At 62.4% G+C, this 23,238-nt stretch carries 22 protein-coding genes; 13 read left to right on the forward strand and 9 right to left on the reverse strand.

Translation table 11 applies throughout. The features are described 5' to 3' along the window. Window positions 1–33: 33 nt before the first annotated feature. The 11 genes from AC3WP7_RS22255 (at window position 34) to AC3WP7_RS22305 (ending at window position 11,244) form a co-directional block, all read left to right on the forward strand. Window positions 34–783 (forward strand): alpha/beta fold hydrolase, encoded by a 750-nt coding sequence (locus AC3WP7_RS22255; protein ID WP_102593090.1) that lies wholly within the window; start codon window positions 34–36, stop codon window positions 781–783. A 106-nt stretch (window positions 784–889) separates the two neighbouring features. Further along, window positions 890–1,657: a FadR/GntR family transcriptional regulator gene (locus AC3WP7_RS22260; protein WP_015884774.1), complete on the forward strand. Its 768-nt coding sequence runs from the start codon at window positions 890–892 to the stop codon at window positions 1,655–1,657. 225 nt (window positions 1,658–1,882) lie between these two features. Continuing rightward, window positions 1,883–3,085 (forward strand): ABC transporter substrate-binding protein, encoded by a 1,203-nt coding sequence (locus AC3WP7_RS22265; RefSeq protein WP_102593091.1) that lies wholly within the window; start codon window positions 1,883–1,885, stop codon window positions 3,083–3,085. Between the two features lie 57 nt (window positions 3,086–3,142). Then, the gene (locus AC3WP7_RS22270; protein WP_015884776.1) at window positions 3,143–4,003 is read left to right on the forward strand and encodes a branched-chain amino acid ABC transporter permease; all 861 of its coding nucleotides are present in this window, start codon (window positions 3,143–3,145) and stop codon (window positions 4,001–4,003) included. Window position 4,004: 1 nt separating this feature from the next. Then, the gene (locus AC3WP7_RS22275; RefSeq protein WP_102593092.1) at window positions 4,005–5,015 is read left to right on the forward strand and encodes a branched-chain amino acid ABC transporter permease; all 1,011 of its coding nucleotides are present in this window, start codon (window positions 4,005–4,007) and stop codon (window positions 5,013–5,015) included. Next, on the forward strand, window positions 5,012–5,761 hold the full coding sequence (locus AC3WP7_RS22280) for an ABC transporter ATP-binding protein (RefSeq protein ID WP_071492108.1): 750 nt from the start codon (window positions 5,012–5,014) through the stop codon (window positions 5,759–5,761). The genes AC3WP7_RS22275 and AC3WP7_RS22280 overlap by 4 nt, the downstream gene beginning before the upstream one ends. Next, window positions 5,761–6,456: an ABC transporter ATP-binding protein gene (locus tag AC3WP7_RS22285; RefSeq protein ID WP_028617000.1), complete on the forward strand. Its 696-nt coding sequence runs from the start codon at window positions 5,761–5,763 to the stop codon at window positions 6,454–6,456. The genes AC3WP7_RS22280 and AC3WP7_RS22285 overlap by 1 nt, the downstream gene beginning before the upstream one ends. Before the next feature lie 13 nt (window positions 6,457–6,469). Beyond that, the gene (locus AC3WP7_RS22290; RefSeq protein ID WP_092244616.1) at window positions 6,470–7,738 is read left to right on the forward strand and encodes a Zn-dependent hydrolase; all 1,269 of its coding nucleotides are present in this window, start codon (window positions 6,470–6,472) and stop codon (window positions 7,736–7,738) included. Further along, window positions 7,735–9,141 carry an amidase gene (locus AC3WP7_RS22295; RefSeq protein WP_092244613.1) on the forward strand — a complete coding sequence of 469 codons (1,407 nt, stop codon included), beginning with the start codon at window positions 7,735–7,737 and terminating at the stop codon, window positions 9,139–9,141. The genes AC3WP7_RS22290 and AC3WP7_RS22295 overlap by 4 nt, the downstream gene beginning before the upstream one ends. 176 nt (window positions 9,142–9,317) lie before the next feature. Further along, window positions 9,318–10,181 carry a LysR family transcriptional regulator gene (locus AC3WP7_RS22300; protein WP_092244610.1) on the forward strand — a complete coding sequence of 288 codons (864 nt, stop codon included), beginning with the start codon at window positions 9,318–9,320 and terminating at the stop codon, window positions 10,179–10,181. Window positions 10,182–10,239: 58 nt separating this feature from the next. After that, window positions 10,240–11,244, forward strand: coding sequence for a LacI family DNA-binding transcriptional regulator (locus AC3WP7_RS22305; protein ID WP_102593093.1), 1,005 nt, complete (start codon window positions 10,240–10,242; stop codon window positions 11,242–11,244). Here AC3WP7_RS22305 and AC3WP7_RS22310 read toward each other — a convergent pair. The 6 genes from AC3WP7_RS22310 to AC3WP7_RS22335 all read right to left on the reverse strand — a co-directional run bounded on the left by AC3WP7_RS22310 (window position 11,241) and on the right by AC3WP7_RS22335 (window position 18,063). Beyond that, the gene (locus AC3WP7_RS22310; RefSeq protein WP_071492114.1) at window positions 11,241–11,966 is read right to left on the reverse strand and encodes an SDR family oxidoreductase; all 726 of its coding nucleotides are present in this window, start codon (window positions 11,964–11,966) and stop codon (window positions 11,241–11,243) included. The two genes, AC3WP7_RS22305 and AC3WP7_RS22310, sit on opposite strands and share 4 nt — an antisense overlap. Beyond that, window positions 11,967–13,499, reverse strand: coding sequence for an FGGY-family carbohydrate kinase (locus AC3WP7_RS22315; RefSeq protein WP_102593094.1), 1,533 nt, complete (start codon window positions 13,497–13,499; stop codon window positions 11,967–11,969). Window positions 13,500–13,501: 2 nt separating this feature from the next. Continuing rightward, a complete protein-coding gene (locus AC3WP7_RS22320; RefSeq protein WP_071492116.1) occupies window positions 13,502–14,581 on the reverse strand; it encodes an alcohol dehydrogenase catalytic domain-containing protein in 1,080 nt (359 codons plus the stop codon). Between the two features lie 28 nt (window positions 14,582–14,609). Then, window positions 14,610–15,602, reverse strand: a complete 993-nt coding sequence (locus tag AC3WP7_RS22325; RefSeq protein WP_093512972.1) for an ABC transporter permease — start codon at window positions 15,600–15,602, stop codon at window positions 14,610–14,612. Further along, window positions 15,568–17,076: a sugar ABC transporter ATP-binding protein gene (locus AC3WP7_RS22330; RefSeq protein WP_102593095.1), complete on the reverse strand. Its 1,509-nt coding sequence runs from the start codon at window positions 17,074–17,076 to the stop codon at window positions 15,568–15,570. The genes AC3WP7_RS22325 and AC3WP7_RS22330 overlap by 35 nt, the downstream gene beginning before the upstream one ends. 63 nt (window positions 17,077–17,139) lie before the next feature. Further along, window positions 17,140–18,063, reverse strand: a complete 924-nt coding sequence (locus AC3WP7_RS22335) for a substrate-binding domain-containing protein (RefSeq protein ID WP_092244596.1) — start codon at window positions 18,061–18,063, stop codon at window positions 17,140–17,142. A 294-nt stretch (window positions 18,064–18,357) separates the two neighbouring features. On the opposite strand from AC3WP7_RS22335, the gene AC3WP7_RS22340 reads away from it, so the two are divergent. Continuing rightward, window positions 18,358–19,035, forward strand: coding sequence for a sterol desaturase family protein (locus AC3WP7_RS22340; protein ID WP_102593096.1), 678 nt, complete (start codon window positions 18,358–18,360; stop codon window positions 19,033–19,035). Then, complete coding sequence (locus AC3WP7_RS22345; RefSeq protein WP_093528079.1) at window positions 19,032–20,129, forward strand: SMP-30/gluconolactonase/LRE family protein; 1,098 nt, start codon at window positions 19,032–19,034, stop codon at window positions 20,127–20,129. The genes AC3WP7_RS22340 and AC3WP7_RS22345 overlap by 4 nt, the downstream gene beginning before the upstream one ends. Before the next feature lie 60 nt (window positions 20,130–20,189). On the opposite strand, the gene AC3WP7_RS22350 is transcribed toward AC3WP7_RS22345, so the two are convergent. From AC3WP7_RS22350 to AC3WP7_RS22360, 3 genes are all read right to left on the reverse strand, one after another. Next, window positions 20,190–21,701, reverse strand: a complete 1,512-nt coding sequence (locus tag AC3WP7_RS22350) for a hypothetical protein (RefSeq protein WP_093124393.1) — start codon at window positions 21,699–21,701, stop codon at window positions 20,190–20,192. Window positions 21,702–21,814: 113 nt separating this feature from the next. Continuing rightward, window positions 21,815–22,195 (reverse strand): hypothetical protein, encoded by a 381-nt coding sequence (locus AC3WP7_RS22355; RefSeq protein WP_102593097.1) that lies wholly within the window; start codon window positions 22,193–22,195, stop codon window positions 21,815–21,817. Window positions 22,196–22,197: 2 nt separating this feature from the next. Next, entirely contained in the window at window positions 22,198–23,193 is a 996-nt protein-coding gene (locus tag AC3WP7_RS22360) for a hypothetical protein (protein ID WP_102650447.1), read from the reverse strand. Between the last annotated feature and the right edge of the window lie 45 nt (window positions 23,194–23,238).

Genomic DNA, 23,238 nt, shown 5'->3' on the forward strand with positions numbered 1-23,238 from the left:
AGCCGCTATCACACGGTTGCCCGGGACCTCTCGATGACTTCTGCAAAACACCTGACGGGCGCCTGCCTCTGGCTGATGGCAAACCTTGCTACAGCCCAGCCGTTGATCCCACCCACTGCCATCGACTGGTTGCTGGACTGTCCCCTGCCCTCCGTTGAACGCCTGGACCCTGCGGTACTGGAACGGACCCAATGCGGCACCGTGAGCGTACCGCGCAATCATGCCGCGCCCCGCCAGGGCAGGTTGCGCTTGTACGTAACCCGCGTCGGGGCCCGCGACCCGTTGAACCGTGAAGGGGTGATCATTGCCCAGGCCGGCGACGCGGCCAAGAAGACTCAGGTCGGCACCTTCGTCATCCACCTGGCCAGCCTGTGGGGCTCCCACTCCCACCCAGCCTATCGCCGGCTGGTCGACCGTTATGACGTCATCGAGCTCAGCACCCGCGACCTCAGTACCGACAATGGCATCGAGCAGGCGGCCCAGGACCTGGAGTTCGTACGTACCCAACTCGGTGAAGCTCAATTGCGTTACCTGGGCAATGCCGACAGCGCACGCCTGGGCAACCACTACGCCACGCTGTTCCCCGAGCGGGTCACGCGCATGGTACTGGTCAACGCGCACGCGAGCGAAATGGCGGCGCCCTTCGTTGAACAACTGCGCCTGAAAGACTCCTCCACACAGGACGCCAGCAGTTGCATCAACCGCTGGGTGGGCGACTTCCTGATCTACGGCAAGCAACCTCCACGCTCCACGCGCTGCCTGGATTCCGCCGAAGGACAGTAACCCCCGTTTGCGACCTGTTGTCCTCAAAAACGACACCCGGCGTTGACGTTGGGGGTCGATCGTTATTAAGTGCTATTTATCCGCATTAATACGATAAATCGAACCCATGCTAAGCCGCCCGCTACGACGCAAACGCCAGAAGCTGTCCGATGTGATTGTCGAGTCGGTCAAGCGCTCAATCGTCACCGACGCCTTGAAGCCCGGCGACCGCCTGCCCACCGAGCGTGAGCTGATGGAAAGCTTCCAGTGCTCCAAGGGCTCTGCCCGCGAAGCACTCAAGGCCCTGGAAGTGGAAGGCCTGGTGAGCACCCGCACCGGCCCCAGCGGTGGCGCCTACCTGAACCAGGCCGGCACCGAACCGGCCAGCCGCGCATTGCGCAACTACCTGCACTTCCAGCACCTGGACGGCGAACAGGTGTACCAACTGCGCAAAGTCATCGAAGTGGAACTGGCGGTGTCGGTGCTCGGGCGCCTCAGCGAAGACGACTACCAGGCCCTGCAAGACAACGTGGACTTCTGCAGCGCCCCGGAAGACAGCGAGGCCGGCCAGCGCGAACAACGCCTGGCGGAGCTGGAGTTCCACAACCTGCTGGCCAAGGCCTGCCCCAACCCGCTGCTGAGTTTCATGGCGCAGTTTCTCAACGACCTGCTGCGCGACCTGGTGGTGCTGAAAAAAGCCTACAAGCCCAAGCGCAAGCAGTTCGACGCGGCCAACCTGGATTATCACAAGCAGTTGCTGATCGCCTTTCGTGCCGGGGATGAAAGCGCGGTACGCAGCTTGATGCATGAACACATGTGCGATGCCGAACACCACATGACCGCCCTTGAAGGCCAGGTCAGCCCGCATTTTCTACTGGAGTTCGATCACTCTTAAAGAACACCACAGACCCCATGTGGGAGGGGGCTTGCCCCCGATGACGCCAGCACATTCAACATTAATGTCGACTGACACACCGCTATCGGAGGAAAGCCACCTCCCACATGTGGGCTGCATTTCAACCACACATCGTTTCATCCAATAACAGGCCTGCCCACAGGCCCTTGCTCCACCGTATCGCCATTGCCACTCCTGCCAATAACTAAACCAGGGAGTCACCCCATGCAGCGTCGTACGTTGTTGAAAGCCAGTCTCACCGCCGCAGCCGCCCTCAGCCTCCCGCTGAGCGTGCGCTCGGCATTCGCCGCCGAGCCCTTTACCTTTTACGGCCTCAAGTCCATGTCTGGCGCGTTTGCCAGCTATGGCAAGTTTGCCGACATGGGTTCGCGCCTGGCGGTGGAGCAGTACCCGCAGGTGCTGGGTCGCCCGTTGAACTACAAGGTCATCGACACCGAAGGCAACGCCGGCAAGGCGGTGCGCAAGGTCCAGGAAGCCATCCAGCAGGACGGCGCGCGGTTCTTCCAGGGGTGCACCTTGTCCTCGTCGGCACTGGCGGTGGCCAAGGAAGTCGACAAGGTCGGCGGCGTGTTCATGACCCCGGTGGGCGCCGATGAAGTCACCGGCAAGGACTGCAACAAGGCGACGTTCCGCTGGTCCGTGCCCACCTACGGCGCAATCCGCGAAACCATGGTGCCGCTGATCAAACTGCTGCCCGACGCCAAGCGCTGGTACACCATAACCCCGCAATACGTGTTCGGCGACGCCCTGCTCGAAGGCGCCAAAAACGTGCTCAAAGAACACGGCCTGGAACACGTCGGCAACAGCTACCACTCGCTGCAGGAACAGGAATTTTCCGGCTACCTGACCAACGCCATCTCGACCAGACCCGACGTGCTGGTGCTGCTCAACTTCGGCAGCCAGTCGTCCAACACCCTGCGCCAGGCGGTCAACTTCGGCATCAAGGAGCGCATGAAAGTGCTGCTGGTGTGGTCCGCCGGACTCGACCAATTCCAGGAACTGGGCAGCGATGTACTCGAGGGCGTGTACCTTGGCGCACAGTACTGGCACCAGGTCGACACCCCGCTCAACCGTGAACTGGTCAAGCTGACCCAGGCCAAGTACGGCATCAACCCCACCTACCCGCTGGCCGCCGACTACATCAGCACCAGGGTCATGCTCGAAACCATCATCGCCACCGGCAGCTTCGACGGGCCGACCGTGGCCAAGGCCATGCAGGGCCTGAGTTTCGAAGGGCCCACCGGCAAGGAATCGATCCGCGCCGGCGACCACCAGGTGATCAAGGACTACTACCTGCTGATCGGCAAGGCCAGCAGCGAGATGGCCGACAAGGACGACCTGGCCAAGGTGCTCAGCGCCGGCCAATCGTTCCCGCCGGTGGACGCCACGGGCTGCACGCTCGGCTGATCCCCTGAATTTTGTAGCGCAGGGCCGCGCAAGCGGCGTCCTGCCGAGGGTTCCTGCATGCTTAATCTTTACCTGTTCCAGATCCTCAACGGCCTTGGGCTGGGGATGATCTACTTCCTCATTGCGGTCGGGCTGACGATCATTTTCGGCCTGCTCAACTTCGTCAACTTCGCCCACGGCGCGTTCTTTCTGCTGGGTGCCTACATCTGCTACACCGCCGTGAGCCTCACCGGCAACTTCTGGCTGGCGCTGCTGATCGCGCCACTGGTGGTGGCTGCACTGGCCTGGGTGATCGAGCGCCTGTTGATCCAGCGGATCTACCACTTGCCGCACATGTTCCAGATCCTGGTGACCCTGGGGATTGCACTGATCATCCAGGAGGCCAGCGTGATGATCTGGGGCCCGGTGGGCAAGAGCGTCGCGGTACCGGAACTGCTGCGCGGCGTGCTGGTGGTGGGTGACTTCGTGTACCCCTACTACCGCCTGTTCCTCATTGTGTTTTCCGGGCTGGTCGGCCTGGGCCTGTGGTTGCTGCTGGAACGCACGCGCTTCGGTGCCCTGGTGCGCGCCGGCAGTGAAAGCACCGAAACCGTGTCGCTGCTGGGCACCAATATTTTCCGCCTGTTCTCCATGACCTTCGCCCTCGGCGTGGCCCTGGCCGGCGTCGCCGGTGTGCTGTTCGCACCGTTGCGCGGCGCGCAGCCCTTTGTCGGCCCGGAGATCCTCGGCGTCGCCTTCGTGGTGGTGGTGATCGGCGGCATGGGCTCGTTCAGCGGTGCGCTGGTTGGCGGTTTGCTGGTGGGCGTGGTGCAAAGCCTGATGACCACACTCTGGCCCCAGGGTGCGAGCCTGATGATCTACGGCGCGATGGCCGTGGTGATTCTGGTCCGTCCCTACGGCCTGTTCGGGAGAGCCTGACATGAGCGAGAAAAATCCCCTGCCGTTTGCCAAGACGCAATCGCGCGCAATGCTGCTGTGGGTGTTGGCGGTATTGATCGGCCTGCCGCTGATCTTGCCGTCGGCGACCCTGGCCACCGAGATCCTGATCTTTGCCATGGCCGCCCTGGCCTGCAACCTGTTGCTGGGCTACACCGGGCTGCTGTCGTTCGGCCAAGGCATCTTCTTCGGGGCCGGCGCGTACTGTGCGGCGCTGCTGATGATCCACCTGCAACTGGGCCTGTTCACCGCGTTGCTCGGCGCCTCCATTGCGGGTGGGTTCCTGGCCTTGCTGGTGGGTGCCCTGGCGATCCGGCGTACCGGTATCTATTTCGTGATGCTGACCCTGGCGTTCAGCCAGATGGCGTATTTTGTCGCCTACACCCTCAGCGACTGGACCGGCGGCGACAACGGCCTGCTCAGCGTGCCGCGCCCGGAAATCCGCCTCGGCGACACCGTGCTGCTGTCCCTGGCCGACGCCCGCGCGTTCTACGGTTTTGTCGCGGTGCTGTTCCTGCTGATCTTCATCGGTGCACGCCGGGTGATCGCCTCGCCGTTCGGCAGCACGCTGATGGCGATCCGCGAAAACGAAACCCGCGCCTCGGCCATCGGCTACGACACACGGCACTTCAAGATCCTGGTGTTCGTGCTGTCCGGCGCCGTCACCGGGATTGCCGGGGCGCTGTACGCCATGCTGCTGCACTTTGTGCCGCTGTCGAACATCGACCTGGCGATGTCCGAGAACATCCTGATCATGACCATCGTCGGCGGCACCGGTTCGCTGTTTGGCTCGTTGCTGGGCGCCGGTTCCATCGTGCTGCTCGGGGATTTCCTCTCCGACCTGTGGCCGCGCTGGCTGATGCTGCTGGGGGTGATCCTGATCCTGGTGGTGATCTTCATGCGCGGTGGTTTGTGGGGCGGCCTGGCATCGCTGTTCGAGAAGGTACGCGGCAGCCGCAAGAACGTGGTTATCGCCAAGGAGCAAGGGCTATGAGCATCCTGCTGGAAACCCAGGACCTGGAACTGGCCTACGGCGCGTTCCACGCAGTGAATGGCGTCAACCTCAAGGTCGAGGCCGGCACCATCCACACCATCATCGGCCCCAACGGTGCCGGCAAGACCAGCCTGTTCCACTGCCTCACCGGCGAGCGCCAGGCCACCGCTGGAGCAATTCATTTCGACGGTAAAAACCTGATGCGCAAGCCCGCCCACGGCCGTGTGGGCCTGGGCATGGCGCGTTCGTTCCAGCTGACCAGCCTGTTCCAGAACCTCAGCGTGCGCGAGAACCTGCGCCTGGCCGCCCAGGGCCGTGACGGCGCACGTGCCCTCAACTTCTGGCGTCGCGTGGACAGCCAGCGCGAACACCTGGAGATGGCCGACCAGGTGCTCGAACGCCTGCAACTCACCGCCCGCGCCGACACCCTGGCCGGCGAGTTGTCCCACGGCCAGCAACGGGTACTGGAGGTGGGCATGTCGATCTGCTCCAAGCCGAAACTGTTGATGCTGGATGAGCCCACCTCGGGCATGGGCATCGACGATATCCCGATCATGACCCAGTTGATCAGCGACCTCGGCCGCGATCACACAGTACTGCTGATCGAACACAACATGAGCATTGTCATGTCCATCAGCCAACGCATCACGGTGATGAGCCACGGCCAGATCCTGGTGGAAGGCACGCCGGAATTCGTGCGCGCCGATGAACGTGTGCGCACCGCATACCTTGGGGAGGCTGCCTGATGCTGATCGTCGAGAATATCCATTCCTACTACGACAAGAGCCATGTGCTGGAAGGCGTATCGCTGACCGTCAACCCCGGCGAACTGGTAACGCTGCTGGGGCGTAATGGCGCCGGCAAGACCACCACCCTGCGCAGCATCCTCGGCATCATCTGCCCGCGCCAGGGCCAGATCCACTTCAACGGCCAGGCGCTGGTCGGGCAGAAGATCTTCGAAATCGCCCGTCAGGGTTTGGCATTGGTCCCGGAGAACCGTGGGATTTTCCGCTTGCTCACCGTCGAGGAAAACCTGCGCATCGCCGCACGCAAGACCAGCCGCTGGCAACTCGAAGACGTGTACGCCATGTTCCCGCGCCTCAAGGAGCGCCGCAAAAACGCCGGCCACGCGCTGTCCGGCGGCGAGCAACAGATGCTCGCCATCGCCCGTGCGCTGCTCAACGACCCCAAGCTGCTGATCCTCGATGAGCCCACCGAAGGCCTGGCCCCGGTGATCGTCGACGAACTGGTGAAGATCCTGCGCAAGGTCAAGGACGACGGCCTGCCGGTGCTGCTGGTGGAACAGAACCTGATGGTCTGCGACAAGCTCGCCGACCGCCATTACGTGCTTGAACAGGGCCGTGTCGTCTACGAAGGCAGCGCCGAAGCCTTCCGCGCCGACCCTACGATCAAAAACCGTTATTTGGCCCTGAGTGCCTGACCGGAGATTGCAGATGAACAGTTTTGCGCAACCGCTCCAGAGCAACGCCCTATTGATCAACCGCGACCGCCTGTGGCAATCGCTGATGGACCTGGCCCGACTCGGCGCCACCGCCAAGGGCGGCGTGTGCCGCCTGGCCCTCACCGACCTGGACCGCCAGGCCCGCGACCTGTTTGTGCAGTGGTGCGAGGCCGCCGGGTGCAGCGTCAGTGTCGACGCCATCGGCAATATCTTTGCCCGCCGCGCCGGGCGCAACCCCGCCCTGCCCCCGGTGATGACCGGTAGCCATATCGACACCCAACCCACTGGCGGCAAGTTCGACGGCTGCTACGGGGTAATGGCCGGGCTGGAAGTGATCCGCACCCTGAATGACCTGGACATCGAAACCCAAGCGCCGATTGAAGTGGTGGTGTGGACCAACGAAGAAGGCTCGCGTTTTCCACCGTGCATGATGGGCTCCGGGGTGTTTGCCGGTAAGTTCGACTTGCAGGACACCCTCGACAAAGTCGATGACCGGGGCCTGTCGGTGGGCGCCGAATTGCAGCGCATCGGTTACGCCGGTTCCCGCGCCGTGCTCGGCCACCCGGTCGGTGCCTACTTCGAAGCACATATCGAACAAGGCCCGGTACTGGAAGACCAGGCCACTACCATTGGCGTGGTCATGGGGTGCCTGGGGCAGAAGTGGTTCGATCTGACCCTTACCGGCGTAGAGGCCCACGCCGGCCCGACGCCGATGCACCTGCGCAAGGACGCCCTGGTCGGCGCCGCCGAGGTGGTCAGCGCAGTCAACCGCATCGCCCATCAACAGCAGCCCCACGCCTGCGGCACGGTGGGTTGCCTGAGCCTGCACCCTGGCTCGCGTAACGTGATTCCCGGCCAGGTGCACATGACCATCGACCTGCGCCACCTGCACGCGGACAAGCTGCAAGCCATGGTCGACGAAGTGCGCGGCGTGATCGAAGCCACTGCCCAGCGACACGGCCTGACCTTTGAGCTGACGCCTACCGCCGACTTTCCACCGCTGGACTTCGCCCCTGCCTGCGTCAATGCGGTGCGTGACGGCGCCGAAGCCTTGGGCCTGAGCCATATGGACATCGTCAGCGGGGCCGGGCACGACGCGATTTTTGTCGCCGAACTCGGCCCGGCCGGCATGATCTTTGTGCCGTGCGAAGGCGGCATCAGTCATAACGAAATCGAAAACGCCGCGCCGGATGACCTGGCAGCCGGCTGCGCGGTATTGCTGCGCGCCATGGTCAATGCGGCACAGGGGGACGTGGCATGAGCGAGATCGGCCAACTGACAGCGGTGCAACTGCTGCAGCATTTTCGCGACCAGACCTTGTCGCCGGTGGAAGTCACCGAGGACGCTTTACTGCGCATCGAGCGCTACAACCCGGTGGTGAACGCCTATTGCCACGTCGACCCGGAAGGTGCGCTGAACGCAGCACGCGCCTCGGAACAACGCTGGCTCAAGGGCCAACCCTGCGGGCCGTTGGACGGCGTGCCGGCGTCGATCAAGGACCTGACGCTGACCATCGGCATGCCGACCCGCAAGGGCTCGCGCACGTCATCCGCCGAAGGGCCCTGGGACGTCGACGCGCCTTTCACGGCCTTCATGCGCAAGGCCGGCGCGGTGCTGCTGGGCAAGACCACCACCCCGGAATTCGGCTGGAAAGGCGTCACCGACAACCCGCTGTACGGCATCACCCGCAACCCCTGGGACACCCGCACCACGGCGGGCGGCTCGTCCGGCGGCGCGGGCGCAGCGGCGGCGTTGAACCTCGGTGTGTTGCACCAGGGCAGCGACGCCGGCGGCTCGATCCGCATTCCCTGCGCGTTTACCGGCACCTTCGGGATCAAGCCGACCTTCGGTTATGTGCCGCAGTGGCCGGCCAGCTCCATGACCATTCTGTCGCACCTGGGGCCGATGACCCGCACGGTGGAAGACAGTGTGCTGATGCTGCAAACCATCGCCCAGCCGGATACGCGCGATGGCTTGATCGGTGCTCCACGCACCACACCATGGCTGACGCCGGGTACGGATTTGAAAGGGTTGCGTGTGGCCTACAGTCCGAACTTCGGTTACGTGAAGGTCGACCCACAAGTGGCCAAGGTGGTCGCGGAGGCGGTGCGAGGCCTGGAACAACTGGGCGCCCATGTCGAGCAGATCGACCCCGGTTTCAGCGACCCGCTGGACGTCTTCAGCACCTTGTGGGCAGCCGGCGCGGCACGCCTGACCGGCGCCATGAGCGAGACACAAAAACAACTGCTGGACCCCGGACTGTCAAGGATTGCACAACGCGGCGAACAGTTGAGCCTGGACGACTTCAGCGCCGCCCTTGAAGCCCGCGCCGCATTGGTGGCGCGCATGGCCGCGTTCCATGAGCATTACGATGTGCTGGTGTCGCCGATGATGCCGATCACCGCATTCGAAGCCGGGCACGACGTACCGCCCGGCTCCGGCTTGCAGGCATGGACGCAGTGGACGCCCTTCACCTACCCCTTCAACCTGACCCAGCAACCGGCGGCATCGGTGCCGTGCGGGCTGGCTGCGAATGGCTTGCCGGTAGGTTTGCATGTGGTGGGCGCGCGGTTTGCCGATGAGCAGGTGTTGAGGGTGTGCCAGGCGTATGCAAAGGCATTCCCGACCAAGCACCTGCAAGCGCCAATCATCAGAACACCGTAGGACCCCATGTGGGAGGGGGTACACGCCGATGGTCCTGGCCTTATCTGGCTAAGGACGAACACTGCAACTGTGGGTACTTTTCGCCAGTTCTACCTAAAGACCTTGGAAGCAAGCCTTCTCCCACCGTTTCGAGCGCATTCCATTACACTGTCCCCCATTCATCCCCGGGGGGTTTCATGGACATCGAACTGGCACGCACCTTCCTCGAAATCACCCGCTGCGGCAGCCTCGCCGCAGCGGCCGAGAAACTGCACGTCACCCAGACCGCCATCACCGCACGGGTCAAGAGCCTGGAAAGCCAATTGGGTAGCACGCTGTTCATCCGCAACCGCGCCGGCGCCAGGCTGACCGCCGACGGCGAGGCCTTCGTGGTGTACGCCAACCAGTTGCTGCAAACCTGGGAAGCGGCCAAACGCGACCTGCCATTGCCCGATGGCTATCGCAACGTGCTGCACATCGGCGGCGAGGTCAGCCTGTGCAACCCGTTGATGCTCGGCTGGGCCCAGGCCCTGCGCCAGAACATCCCGGGCCATGCCCTGCGCACCGAAATCCGCGAAGGCGAATACCTGTTGCGCCAACTGGAACTGGGTGTGCTGGACGCCGCGCTGGTGTTCCAGCCGCAGTACTGGCCTGGGTTGCAAGTGGAACAGGTGCTGGAGGAAAAACTGATCCTGGTGCAGCTGGCGAGCAACCCGGCGCCCTACGTGTACATCGATTGGGGACCCGGCTTTCGTCAACAACACGACGCCGCCCTGCCCGACAAGGCCCGCGCCGCACTGAGTTTCAACCTGGGGCCGCTGGCGTTGCAGTACATCCTGGAAAATGGCGGCGCCGGTTATTTCCGTACCCGCGTGGTGCAGAGCTACCTGGACAGCGGCGTGATGCAACGCGTGCCCAAGGCGCCGGAGTTCAGCTTCCCCACGTACCTGGTGTATTCACGGGCGCGGGATTCGGCGGTGTTGCAACAGGCACTGGCGTTGCTGCGCGAGGTGGTCAAGGCCGAAAGCGACTGGTCGCAGCGCTGGGACCCGCTGATTTGAAGCAACAATATCCGCCGCGCATGCTAGCCTGCGGGTGTTTCCTTTTGCAGCCTTACCGATGAACAAGAAAAAGTCCGTCACCATCAGCGACATCGCCAAACAGGTCGGCATGACCACCATCACGGTGTCCCGGGCGCTGAGCAAACCTGACCTGGTCAAGCCGGCCACCCTGGCGCGCATCCTCGAAGTGGCGCGGGAGCTGGACTATGTGCCCAACGCCTTCGCCCGCGGCCTCAAGCGCAGCGAAAGCCTGATCATCGGCGTGATCACCGCCTCGGTGGACAACCCGTTCTACAGCGAAATGATCAAGGCAATTTCCCGCGAGGCCAAGCAGCACGGCTACACCATCATGCTGGTGGACACCGATGAGCTGGAAGAACTGGAAAGCAAGGCCGTGGACACCCTGTTGGGCTACCGCGTGGCGGGGATCATCCTGTCGCCGGTCTCGGATGAGCCGGGCTACCAGCCCGACTACCTGGAACGCCTGGCCAACGGCAAGACCCCGGTGGTGCTGCTCGACCGCACGATCCACGACAGCCCGTTCAGCCGCGTGGTGCTCGACAACTACCACAGCGGCATCCAGGCCGCGCACTACCTGCTGCGCCAGACGCCCGACCTCAGGCGCCTGCTGGTGCTGACCGGCCCCGAACATTCACGCATCAGTGTGGAGCGCCTCAAAGGCCTGCGTGAAGTGCTGGCCGAACACCCGCAGGTGCAGGTCGAAGTGCAGGCCGGCGACTACACGTTGATGCCGTCCTACCTGCACACCCTCGACTACCTGGCCGAACACTCGGCGCCGGACGCGATCATGGGGTTCAACCAGTTGATCACCCTCGGCGCCCTGCGTGCGCTGCGCATGCACAATATCCCCCACGACAGCCTGACCATCTGCGGCATCGACCGCCTGCCCTTCGCCGATATCTTCGGCGTGCCCATCGCCTGCGTGGCCCATGATGCGTCGCTGGCCGGCAGCAGCGCGGTACGCCTGCTGCTTGACCGTCTCGAAGACCCGGGCAAGCCCCGGGACAAGGTGGTCATCGCCGGCCAGTTGGAAAACGGCTAGCGGCTGGTATAGCCGCCGTCGATGGGCAGGCTGACGCCGCTGATCATGCTGGCCGCGCGGCTCAGCAGGAACAGCACCGGCAGGGCCACTTCCGCAGTTTCAGCAAACCGCCCCAAGGGAATTGCCGCCAGCGCCGGGTCGCGCTTGGCCGGCGCGGACCACGCCATGGCTGCCATCGGCGTGAGTGTGACCGTGGGATTGACGCTGTTGACGCGAATGCCGAAGCGGCCCCACTCGGCGCATTGCACACGGGTGATCGCATCCAGCGCCGCCTTGGAGGCGCAGTAGCCAAGGTGATCGTCCAGCGCCACCAATGACGCCTGGCTGGAGACGTTGACGATGCTGCCGGCGATCTGCGCTTCGATCATTTTTGCCGCCACGCGGCTGGCGACCTGCGCGGCGGCGCGGGCGTTGACCTGCATCACCTGGTCGAACGCCTCGGCGCTGATGGCGGCGGCGGGCTCCAGGCGCGAGATACCCGCGCAGTTGACCAGGCCGTGCAGCGGCGGCAGGTCTTGCAGGGCATTGTCGAGGGCGGCGCTGTCGGCGATGTCCAGGCAGAGGCTATGGCAGCCGAGTTCGGCCAAGGCTTGGGCGTCGCGGCCGAGGGCAAACACATCGGCGCCGCTGGCAATCAGTTGCAAGGCGATTTCACGGCCGATGCCACTGCTGGCGCCGGTGACGAGGATGCGGTGATGGGTGAAGTCGAAGGCTGCGTTCATTCAATTCTCCTGCAGGCTGTGCATGATCGGTTTCAGGGCCGGATACAGCTTCAGGTATTCGCCGAACGCACGGTCGTACGCCTCGACATTTTCCGCCTTGGGCTCGGCTCGCAATTCCAGCTGTACCCAGCCCTTGTCCATCTCCCCATCGCTCACCAACCCCACCGTATGTGCCGCCAGCAACGCCGCGCCCAACGCCGCCTCAACCTCCTGCACGATGGTGTACACCGGATACCGCGTAACGTCCGCGATGATCTGCATCCACAGGTCCGAATGGCTCGCCCCGCCCACCACGATCAAGCGCGGGTCCAGGGAATGCGCGCCGCGCGTGCCCGCTTCGATGTTGTGCCGCAGGGCAAGACTCACCCCTTCCAGCACTGCGCGGTACAGGTGGATTCTGCTGTGATACAGGTTCAAGCCGACAAAACTGCCACTGGCGCGGTCGTCCCACACCGGGCTGCGCTCACCCATCAGGTAGGGCAGGAACAACAACCCTTCGCTGCCCGCCGGGATATGCGTCGCACGCTGTTCCAGCAACGCCAGGCTGTCCTGGCCGCTGGCCTTGGCCTGCTGCTCTTCAGCCTGGCAGAACTGCTCGCGAAACCAGCTCACCGAAGCCCCGGCGGTGATCGCACCGCCAAAGATATACAGGTCGCGGTGGCCGTTGTAGACGTGGGGCATGCTCACCAGGCCATGGTGTGCATCCACCTGCTGGTTGAGGTACCCCCAGCACATGCTGGTGCCGATCATTGCCACGTGATTGCCTGGCTGAGTCACTCCCGCCGCCAAGGTTGCCATGGCCGCATCGACGCCACCGGCCAGGATCGGTGTCCCCGCCTGCAGGCACAGACGCGCAGCCCACCCCTCCAGCAACCCACCGACGACCTCCCCGGAATACACCAGGCGCTCCGGCATCATCGCCGGCGGTATGCCCAATGCATCGAGCATTTCGCCAGACCAGCCACGCGTCTTCACGTCGTAGACGCCACCGATGTTGCCGGCACTGCTGTGGTCCACCGCCAACTCACCGGTGAAGCACCAGTTGATGTAGCTGTTCGGTGGCAGCAGGTAGCGGGTTTTCGCCCACACCTCGGGCTGGTGCTGCTTGAGCCAGAGCATCTTGGTGAAACCGTAGTAGCTGTCCACCGAGTTGCCGCTCACCTCGAACAGGCGCTCCAGGTCCACATGCTCACGCACCCAGGCCACCTGCTCGCCGGCGCGGCGGTCCATCCAGATCAGGCACGGGTGCAGCGGTGTGAGCTGCGCATCCACCGCAATCCCCGAGCCGCCGTACAGGCTGCTGATGCACAGGGCCTTCACGTGATCCTTGGCCACGCCGGCCTTGGCCATGCACTGCGCCACACAGATCTCGACCGCGTCCAGCCAGACCTGCGGCCATTGTTCGGCCCAGCGCACTTTCGGGGTATCCACGCGATACCCCTGGCTGTGCTGGGCGATGATCGTGCCGTGACCATCCACCAACAGCGCCTTGGTGCTCTGGGTTCCGATGTCGACCCCCATCACGTAATGCATGCTCAAACCACCGGCTTCAACAGCACCTTGATCGACTTGGTCGAGTTGGCCAGCTCGAAGGCTTCGGCCCAATCGTCCAACGGGAAGTCATGGGTGACGATGCCTTTGGAGGTGACCAGGCCGCGCTCGAACAGGTCGATGGCGATCGGGTAGCAATAGGGGCCGAGGTGCGCGCCGCGGACGTCCAGTTCCTTGCGGTCGCCGATGATCGACCAGTCGACGCTGGTCTCGGCGCCAAACACGCTGAACTCGACAAAACGCCCGAGCTTGCGGATCAAATCCAGGCCCTGGGTCACGCCGGCCGGCACGCCGGTGGTTTCGATGTAGACGTCGCAACCGTAGTTGTCGGTGAGGCCATTGATGATCTCGCGGGCGTTGTCGCGGGCCGGGTTGATCACCACGTCGGCGCCAAATTGCTTCGCCAGTTCCAGGCGCTCGTCGACCATGTCGATCACCACCAGTTTCTTCGGGGTTTTCAGCGCGGCGACTTGGACCATGCACAGGCCGAGGGTGCCGGCGCCGGCGATCACCACCACGTCGTCGAGCTGGATATCGCCACGGTTGACGGTGTGGATCGAACACGCCATCGGTTCCACCAGTGCCGAGTCTTCCAGCGACACCGACTCGGGAATTTTGTGCACGATGGCGGTCTTGGGAATGCGCATGTACTGGGCCATGCCGCCTTCGGCCACTTCACGCTGGAAGCCGAAGATGTTATGCACTTCGCACATCCAGTACTTGCCGGATTTGCAGAAGCGGCACTTGCCACAGGGCACGATCTGCTCGGCGATCACTTTGTCGCCGACCGCGACCTCAAAGTGCTCGGCGGCGCCCTCGCCCACTTCCACCACATAGCCAAAAAATTCGTGCCCCGGTACCACCGGCGCCTTGACCCAGGGGTTGTCGCCGCCCCAGAACATCGCGGCGCCCGAGTGGCACTTGCAGTCACTGGCGCAGATGCCACAGGCGGCGATGCGGATCACCAGTTCGTTGACGCGGGCCTGGGGTTTGCCGATGCGTTCCAGGCGATAGTCCTTGGGGCCGTGGCAGACGACGGCTTGCATGTCGGTGTGCTTGTCCATGGTGTGGAGTCCTGTGTTTGTTAGGAGTTTATTTGTGGCGCTGACGGCTGATGAAAATCGCCAGCAAAATGATCCCGCCTTTGATCACGCTCTGGACGTAGGGTGAAACGCCAAGCATGTTCAGGCCGTTGTTCAGCACGCCGAGCAGCATGGCGCCGAGCAAAGTGCCCACGATCACCCCGCGCCCGCCGGCAATCGACGCGCCGCCGAGTACCACGGCGGCAATCGCATCCAGCTCGAACGACACGCCGGCATTCGGCTGGCCGCTCATCAGGCGTGAGGTGAGTACCAGCCCGGCAATCGCCGCCGTCAGGCCGCTGATGCCATACACCAGCAACTTGAAGCGCGCGGCGCGCACGCCGGACAAGCGCACCGCTTCTTCATTGCCGCCGATGGCGTAGATGTAGCGGCCAATGCGCGTGTGTTGCAGCAGCACATAGGCGGCGGCGTAGGTGACCAGCATGATCAGGATCGGCACTTCGATGCCGAACAGGCTCTGGCGACCAAAGAAGCCAAACCACTCCGGCAACCCGGAAATCGGGTAGCCGTCGGTGTACATCAGGCCCAGGCCCCGGGCGATGCCCATGGTCGCCAGGGTGACGATGATCGGCGGCATGTGCAGGTAGGCGACGAACAGGCCGTTGCCGATGCCGAAGGCCACGCCGATCAACATCCCCGCGCCAATCGCCAGGCCCGGCGGCAAGCCCGCGACCATCAGGCCAGCGGTGAGCGTGCCGGACAACGCCATCACCGGCCCTACCGACAAATCGATGCCGCCCGTGAGGATCACGCAGGTCATGCCCACCGCGATAATCGCGTTGATCGACACCTGGCGGGCGATGTTCGACAGGTTGCTGGCGGAGAGGAAGGTGTCGCTGGCCAGGATCATCACCAGGGTCACCACCACCAGCCCCACGAACGGGTAGAACGCCGGCGAGCGCACCAGCCGCGCCAGGTTCAGGCGCAGCCGACTGCTGTCGACGGTGTTAATGGACGTATTCACTTGAGCCCCCTGTTGCATGGCGCATGACCTCTTGAGGATTGACGGCGGACGCTTCGAGTACCTTGACGATGGCGCCCTTGTGAAACACGGCGACGCGGTCGCACATGCCGATGACTTCCGGCAACTCGGAGGAAATCATGATGATTGCGTAGCCCTGTTCGGTGAGGCTGCGCATCAGCGCGTAGATCTGCGCCTTGGCCCCCACGTCGATGCCACGGGTGGGTTCGTCGAACACCAGCACGTCGCAGTGGTGGTTGATCCAGCGGGCGATCACCACCTTCTGCTGGTTGCCGCCACTGAGGTTGAACACCCGGCTTTCGCCGCTGGGGGCCTTGATCGACAGCTGACGCATCAGGTCTTCGACGCTGGCGCTTTCCCTGCCCTTGTCGATCAGGCCCGAAGCGTTCTGGTATTTGGGCAGGTTGTTCAGCGAGATGTTTTCACGAATGCTGAAATCGGTGATCAGCCCTTCGCTCTTGCGGCTTTCCGGCAGCAGGCCGATGCCGTGGGCGAGCGCTTGCGCCGGGTCATCGAGGGTGATTTTCTCACCGCGCAGCCACACGTCTTTGCTCACCGACGGCAGCGCGCCCATCATGCCCAGCGCCAGTTCGGTGCGACCGGAGCCGACCAGACCGGCAAAACCGAGGATCTCGCCCTTGTGCAGTTGGAAGCTGTTGCGGGGCCCGTTGCGCACCAGCTGGATGTCCCTGACCTCCAGCAACAGCGGCCCGCGTGCGCTGCTCGGTTTGGGCGGAAAACTGCATTCCAGGCGCCGCCCGACCATCATCTCGACCAGGTGGTCGATATCACTGTCGGCCACCTCGGTGACGCCGACATTGCCGCCGTCGCGCAACACGCTGATGCGGTCGCACACCTGGAAAATCTCCTCCAGGTGATGGGAGATGAATATCACTGCCACGTCCTGGCGCTTGAGCTCGCGCATGATCTCGAACAGCAGCTCGGCTTCGCTGGGCGTGAGGGTGGCGGTGGGTTCGTCGAGCACCAGCAGGCGCGCATCCAGGGCCAGGGCCTTGGCGATTTCGACAAACTGCTGCTCGGCCACGCTCAGGTGCTTGACTGCGCATTGCAGGTCAATGGTCACGCCCAGGCGCTTAAACAAGGCCTCGCTGGCCTCGACCATTTCGCGCTTGCGCAGCAGGCCGAAACGGTTGCTGAGCTCATGGCCGAGGAAGATGTTTTCCACCGCCGTGAGGTAGGGAATCAGGCTGAATTCCTGGAACACGATGCCGATGCCAGCGGCGATTGCATCGCGGTAGGTGGCGAACTGCCGGGCCTGGCCATCGATCAGGATCTGGCCTTCGTCCTGATGCTCGACGCCGCCGAGGATCTTCATCAGGGTCGATTTGCCCGCGCCATTTTCGCCAAGCAAGGCATGGATCTCGCCGCGCTCGACCTGCAGGTTGATGGACTTGAGGGCCTGTACGCCCGGGTAACGCTTACAGATGTTTTCCAGCTTCAGAAGACTGCTCATACCGCCGACCTCGTATTCAGAAGGAGACCGCAAGCCCCACGGATGGCGTGGGGCCTGGGTGATTTACCAGCTGAAATCCTTGGCCTTGTCCCGGTCGATCAAGGTGATGTCCACCGGGATGGTGGCCGGCACTTGCGAGCCCCACTTCTTGGCCAGGGCAATGCCCAGGGCAAGGCGGATCTGGTCGCGAGGGTATTGCGCCGAGGTGGCGATGAACTTGCTGCCCGGCTTCTGGATCGCCTTGATCGCTTCCGGCGCGCCGTCGACGCTGACCAGTTTCACGTCCAGGCCGCTGGCTTCGATGGCCGAGAGTGCGCCGAGGGAGCCGTTGTCATTCACGCTGAAAATACCTTTGAGCGTCGGTTGCGCCTGTAGCATGTTTTCGGTGACGGTCAGCGCCTGGTCGCGCTCCTGCTTGCCGTTCTGGATGCTGACAATCTTGATGTCCGGGTGCTTGGCCACGGCTTCCTTGCAACCGCGCACACGCTCCAGGATCGGCACCACGGCGATGCCGTCGAGGATGGCGATGTTGCCTTTGTCGCCGATGCTCTTGGCCAGGTATTCACAGGCCTGGAAGCCGGCATCGAAGTTTTTCGAACCGACAAAGGAATCCAGCGGGCCATCCGCCTGGGCATCGACCGCGACAACCACCACACCGGCGGCATGGGCGGATTTGACGGCCGATTGCACGCCGACCGAATCGGTGGGGTTGATCAGCAGGATATCGATGCCTTTTTGCAGCATGTCTTCGACGTCGCTGACCTGCTTGGACACGTCGTGGCGGGCGTCGGTGATGATCAGTTTCGCACCGATGCTCGCCCCGGCTTCTTCCAGGGCGTTTTTCATGGTGACGAAATAGGGGTTGTTGATTTCCTGGAAGGACGCGCCGATGCGGATCGGCTTGGCGGCGTCGGCAAAAGCAGGGGCGGCGGTGCCGAGGGTGATGCTTACAGCCAATAAACACAGGGTTTTCGGGAGCATTTTCATGGCGTGGTTCTCTGTTTTGTTTTTATTGTTAGAGCAAATGTTATCGTTAACATTTTGCGAGAAGCTAACAAGGAAATTCGGGTGACGCAAGGGGCCACTGGTCGGCTTCGGTCGGAATGTGGGAGGGGGCTTGCCCCCGATGGCGGAGTGTCAGTTGGCGATGTAAGTGACTGACCCGCCACCATCGGGGGCAAGCCCCCTCCCACACGTGTTCATGTGTGCACCACAAAACCTCGCACAATCTCGAGTACCAACTAAGCTCAGCCTCCAATAAAAAATACCGAGCTGCCTGCCATGGCCCATCCCACCGAGACCTTTCGCGCCCGTTACCGCGCCCAAGTCGCGTGCCACTACAACCCCTGGCTCCACGCCGGTTTCGTGTTCGGCTACGGCATTGTGTGCATCAGCCTGGCCTGGTCATCGACACATCACATTACTGCTCTGCAATGGCTGACCGTGCCGGCGACGCTGGTGTTCTTCAACCTGTGTATCTACCTGGTGCACCGCCACCTTGGCCATCACAAACACGCCTTGGCCCGTCTGTTTTATGCGCGCCATACTGGCGATCACCACAGCTTTTTCACCCCCGGCCACATGACCTACGACAGCCCCCGGGACTGGCGCGTCATCCTGTTCCCGGCCTGGCTGATCGTGTTGCACAGCCTGGCGATCACACTGCCCGCGTGGTGGTTGATCAAACAACTGAGCCCCAACGTCGCCGGCCTGTTCGCCGGGTGCATGATCCTCGGGTATTTGCTTTACGAATTGTTTCACGCCTGTGAGCACCTGCCCGCCGACCACCCGGTGGCGCGCCTGCCGTGGATCCGCCAGATGCACCAGTTGCATGCCATGCACCACCGCCGCGAGCTGATGCAGGGGCGCAATTTCAATATCGTCCTCCCGCTGATGGATTACCTGTTCGGCACCCTGTACTGGGAGCCGGGCCCCCACGACAACCAGGAATCGTCATGAGTACCCGCCCCAAAAAACTGCGTCATCTGTTGTTTGTGCTGTTTCTGCTGGTGGTTGCCTTCTTGCTGCTGATGCCCACCAAAGTGCAACCGGTGAACTGGACACCGCCCAAGCCACCTTCGATGAAGGACGGCCCCTACGCCGAAAACCAGCGTCTCAAGGGCGTGCAGAAGATCGGCGCCCAGGACATCGCCGGGCCAGAGGCGTTGCTGCTGGATACACAGGGTTATCTGATCAGCGGCCTGCATGACGGGCGCATCATCCGCACCGCGCCCGACAGCCGCAGCCTGGAGGTGCTGGCCGACACCGGCGGGCGGCCCCTGGGTCTGGCGCTGCACCCGGATGGGCGCTTGATCATTGCCGATGGCATCAAGGGCCTGCTCGCCCTGGATGCAAACCGCCAACTCACTACCTTGAGCACGGGTGCCAATAACGTCCCCTTCGGTTTCACCAATGACGTCACCGTGGACGCCAGCGGGCGTTATGCCTACTTCAGTGATGCATCGAGCCGCTGGGGTTACGGCCAGGACGGCGAAGCGGTGATCGAGCATGGTGGCGATGGCCGGTTGCTGCGCTATGACTTCAGCAACAGCACCACCGAGGTGCTGCTCGACCAGCTGCAATTCGCCAATGGCGTGGCCCTGGGCCCGGATGAACATTACGTACTGGTCAATGAGACCGGCGCCTATCGCATCAGCCGGTATTGGCTCAAGGGCGAACGTGCCGGCAGCCATGACCTGTTTATCGACAACCTGCCCGGCCTGCCGGACAACCTCAGTTTCAACGGCCAGGACCGTTTCTGGGTGGCGCTGTATTCACCGCGCAACCCTTTGCTGGACAGCTTCGCCGGGTACCCCTTGCTGCGCAAAGTGATGGTGCGGGCGTTGATGGTGGTGCCCAAGCCGATCGAGCGCAAAGCCTTTGTGCTGGGGTTGGATACGCAAGGCAAGGTGATTGCCAATTTGCAGGATGGCAGCGCGGGGAATTACTCGCCCATTACCACCGCTCGGGAATACGGCGAGTGGTTGTACCTGGGCTCGTTGAAGGGCACGAGCATGGCGCGGTTGCCGTTGGCACAGGCGTTGGCGCCCTGACGCAAAAAGGGCATACAGGCGCGCGGCCTGTATGCCCTGGTGGTTACTGGTTAAACACGCTTAGCTCTTGGTGCTGCTGAGCAGGGTCTGCTTGCACAGATGGCCAAAGCTGACGAACTCAGTGTTATCACCACCCACGCCGATACCTGGGTATTCCAGCACTTCCATGCGCCATACCCCGTAGTTGAAGTCGGTACGCCAAGTGTTTTTGTAGCCCTGGGCGTAGTCGACAAAGGTGGTCTGGAAGTCACCGAAGCAGGTGCCCACGTTGATCGTGCCACTCGCCTGACCGGCACTGTTGGTAGCCGCCGAATACCCTTTGTAGACGATAGCACCGGTGTCGGGGTTGATGTGCTGGTCGAGGTAGACGATCGGGTGCAGCCCCACCAGCGGTGCGCCGGTGCTGTCCGACAGCCCCATGGTCCAGGTCAGGTCGCGATAGGCCTGGGTGGTCATGTAGCCATACCCCACGTCGGACGCGGAGTAAGGGATGCGCAACACGTTGCCTTCGCCTTTTACATCAGGGCTGTTGACCCGAGGGTTGGAACCGAAGGACAGGTTGTATTTGCCCGTTGCGCTCCAAGGCTCATTCGGGTGTTGGTTCGGACGAACACGCACCTTGACTACCCCACCGACACCCGGGTTCGGGATCGACGTCGACACGACATTCGCACCCACGGTGACCCACTGGCTGCCATCGAAACGCTCAAGGATCCACTTGTTACGGGTGCTGCCACTGGCCGCGTCGGCCGTCAGGGCTATGCCTACGCTCTGGCCACGGACCGCCGTGAAATCAAAGTAGTCGACATCGTCTAGGCTGTCGGCGTTGCCTTTGATGTAGTTCAGGGTATCCGGCAGTTGAAACGCCGTGTCGGGCGTGTCATTGGGTTCATAGGCATCGATGTTGGCATCCACCGCCACACCGAACTGGAAGCTGGAGCCCTGCACCGCTGCGTTGGCTTCCATGAACCAGTAGTAGTCACCGGCAGGCACCACCCCGCTCAGGCTTTCATCGCCCGTGCCTGGATTATTGGAGGTGCCCAGCGGGAGCGGATTGCCTTGACCATCGTCCTGGAACAGGGTCAACGACATGTCGGTGCCTGCGGTCTGACCCACCAGCAACGCGTTGATGCGCGCCTTCTGTGGCAGGTTGAAGTGGTAGCACAGCAGGTCACCGGTCTGTACGCCATTGATGGTGTACAACTGGTTCACATCCAGCGTGGTTTCACAGCCCTGGACCAGTGCCGCCTGCACGGCGGCCGCTGCCTTAGCATCGGCTTTCTTGACCTGGGTTACCGGCGCCGGAGCGGCATGATCTTCCACCACCGAATCGGCCTGGGCCTTGGCGGCGAACGCCGGTTTTTTCAGTTGAGCACCCGCTTTGAGTTGCTGCTTGAGCGTCGCTGGGGCCTTGGTGGCCGGCACTATACCGGCGGCTTTGAGGCTTTGCTTGATGTCAGTTTGAACGGCTTGTGCAGCCAGGTGAGGGTATTGCTCGGCCAGGGCGAAGGCCGAAACGAAGCAGGAGGCCGCCATGGCCGCGCCCAGCATAAAGGCTTTTTTCGATTTCATTTTTTATCCATCCATAGTTAAAAAGTGAAGCTCAGGTGACGTCCGGTCACCTGGGATGGAATGTAGGATATGACTGGATGGATGTACAGTATTTTTTGAAGAAATTTCAATTTCTATGGAATGGGGATGTCGCACCACCAGCGCCAGAAGCTCCAGATAGCTGTACCGAAGGCCCAGATATAGCCAACTTTATAAGGCCACACCATCCAACGCCTGAGCGCCAAAGGAACTGACGCTAATTCAGCCTCCGTCACAATACCGGCCTCCACATGGCGCTTTGAGTCTGAGAAGAACTCGGAAATAAGCAACATGCGATATTGCCTGTCGATCCACTGGTTTCGCTTCCAAAATCGCTTATTGTCTTGGACCCTTTCGTTCTGATGGAAATAACTTTCCACCTCATCGAGCTTTGCATATTCCGCAAAAATCATCAGTCCCAAGACAACAAACGTCCCGACAAACAACACGATGGAGTAGATGAGAAAAAAATCCATGGTTAGGTTCCCTCAGGTAGGAATATCAAATCCCCATCGGCGTCCATGATCTTTCCTCCCAAAAGCGCCCCAGCACTACCGACCCTATCACCTGCCACATACCCTCCCGCTGAGCCTCCGATAATTCCGCAGGCGAGTTCACCTGTTCCCTTCATGCGAATGCCTAGGAACATTGTGCATGCCCTACGAGCGGCTCCTGCACCGATTCTTCCGAAAAAGGCAGCTCCTGAGACTCCACCTGCCAACCTCCCCGTCTCCACATACTTCGCCCGTCTACACTGCGCCTCCCGCCCCTCCACACATGCCTCCCTGATCTCCAACCCCGCCACCCCCACGTCCAGCGCCAGCCCCACATAAGTCCCTTTACCCAACCACTTCGACATCTGCGCAATCTCCCGCATCCGCTTCGCATACCCCGCAATTTCACCTTTATGCAGATAGCTCCTGGTCGACAGGCCCAACACCTTTTTCAACGACTCATTACCCTGCAACCCCGTCCCCAACCGCGCCGCGCCTTGCAGTTGCACCTCCAACCGCCGGAACAACGCCTGGCGCCGCTGGATAAACGCCGTCCTGTCCAACGCACCGTCCTTCAAGCGCTGATGCAACCGCTCGATCTCCTCCAGCGTCTGCGCCACGTCATCCAGATGTCGCGCCCAGGCCGACGTCGCACTGCCGATGCCTATCGAGCCCGTCGCCATGAAACTCTGCAGCAAGTCATAGTTGTCGATCACCGCCGTACCGACCGCTGCACGCCTCTGCAAGTGACGACTTACCTCCTCGGCATGCCGCATCAACCAGGCCTCCTCGACCGAGCAATTCACGCTGTGGCTGTCGGGAATAATCACCAGTTGTCCCGGCGCCACCAAACCGGGGCGCAGGTGTCTATTCAGCACGTCAAAATGAGCGGAACGCTGGCGGCCCGGGGCACCGCCCATCAGTCGGTTTTTCAAGCTCTGATAGTCCGTCGCGCGGTCGTTGATAAAGCTTTGCGCCATGCCTCACATCCGGTGAGCAATGAAGATGGCGTCGAAATATAAGCA

It is taken from the genome of Pseudomonas sp. FW305-3-2-15-C-LB1 (genome assembly GCF_058787615.1).